Origin of the sequence: Endozoicomonas sp. ONNA2 (assembly GCF_024606365.1) — a bacterium.
In the GTDB taxonomy this organism is placed as follows: Bacteria; Pseudomonadota; Gammaproteobacteria; order Pseudomonadales; family Endozoicomonadaceae; genus Endozoicomonas.
Window position 1 is genome coordinate 1 of the sequence record NZ_JAHHPO010000028.1, and the last position, 1,067, is coordinate 1,067.

The 1,067-nt window shown below is 42.4% G+C and carries 1 protein-coding gene; it reads right to left on the reverse strand.

The window, feature by feature from the left end; all coding sequences use genetic code 11:
- Positions 1-146 precede the first annotated feature (146 nt).
- Positions 147-530, reverse strand: a complete 384-nt coding sequence (locus KDK14_RS00335; RefSeq protein WP_257263024.1) for a response regulator — start codon at positions 528-530, stop codon at positions 147-149.
- Between the last annotated feature and the right edge of the window lie 537 nt (positions 531-1,067).

A 1,067-nucleotide genomic window follows, 5' to 3' on the forward strand; every position in this document is an offset into this window, starting at 1 on the left:
ATTAAATTGGTAAAATTCTTCCGGTGCAATCAAAACCTTACGGATTCAGGTTTAAAACAAGACTATTTTCAAAACAAGACTCTTTTCAAAAAGAGTGGCTAGCCCAATATTAGCTTGTAAGCACATAGACTTTTATGTGCTTAAGCTTATTGGATTGACTGTTTCACCACCTGGTTCAGTTGTTCTGCCAGTCGGCCGTAGATGGTGGGTTTCTCAATGTAATCGACAGCGCCCGCCTTAATGGCCGCAACTGCACTGGATACATCATTATGATGACCAAGGATGATAACCGGGACTTGATGGTTGCCACTGGCCAGATCCTGCATCAGATTCAAAGCCTGGCCATCAGGCTGGTCATTGGCGGCAATGATGCAGGATGGTTGATCGGCCTTAAGTGCATTTAACAGTTCAAAATGTGAGCTGAAGCAGATAAGTTCCATGGATTTTTCATTGCACAGGCTGCGAATAGTGTCGGCAGTGCCTATATCCTGTTCCAATAAGTAGACTGAGCAGTGGGTTGCAAGGTTCATAAAGGCAGCCTGGCGGGTAATAAGTAACTTCTGGTTTGCAACGTGTGTTGCAATGAAATAGCTGTAAGCAAAAAGTGACTGCTTTTCGATAACGGGCGGACAGGGTTGGCATGCACGGTAGCATGCAGGTCGTTCCGACGTTAACAGCAGCTCAAGAAGCAACCTTTAAAATAAGTAACTAACCATAGAAATCATATATTTCTGACAGCACAAGTAGCCAAAAATATTCGATTCCATATGGCCAGCTACTTATGAATTACAATCTGAAATGGTTCAGAAAGTATTTCACCGTCTCTTCTTGCCATTGTCCAATGGTACGAGTTCAGTTTAGAGTTAGCTGACTTAATCCTGAATGGAGGGATGTACTTGACGTTATTCGGCGAGTACCTAAGCATATAGTTGTTCGTTCGTCTAATTATTATATTATTCGTTTAGATCTCTTTTTAGAATTAAACGGAAATTATAGAGGGTAATACCATTTTAGAGTAAGCGTCCAAACAGGGGGCAGACTCCCCCTACTTGTCGAGATCGGCTTTT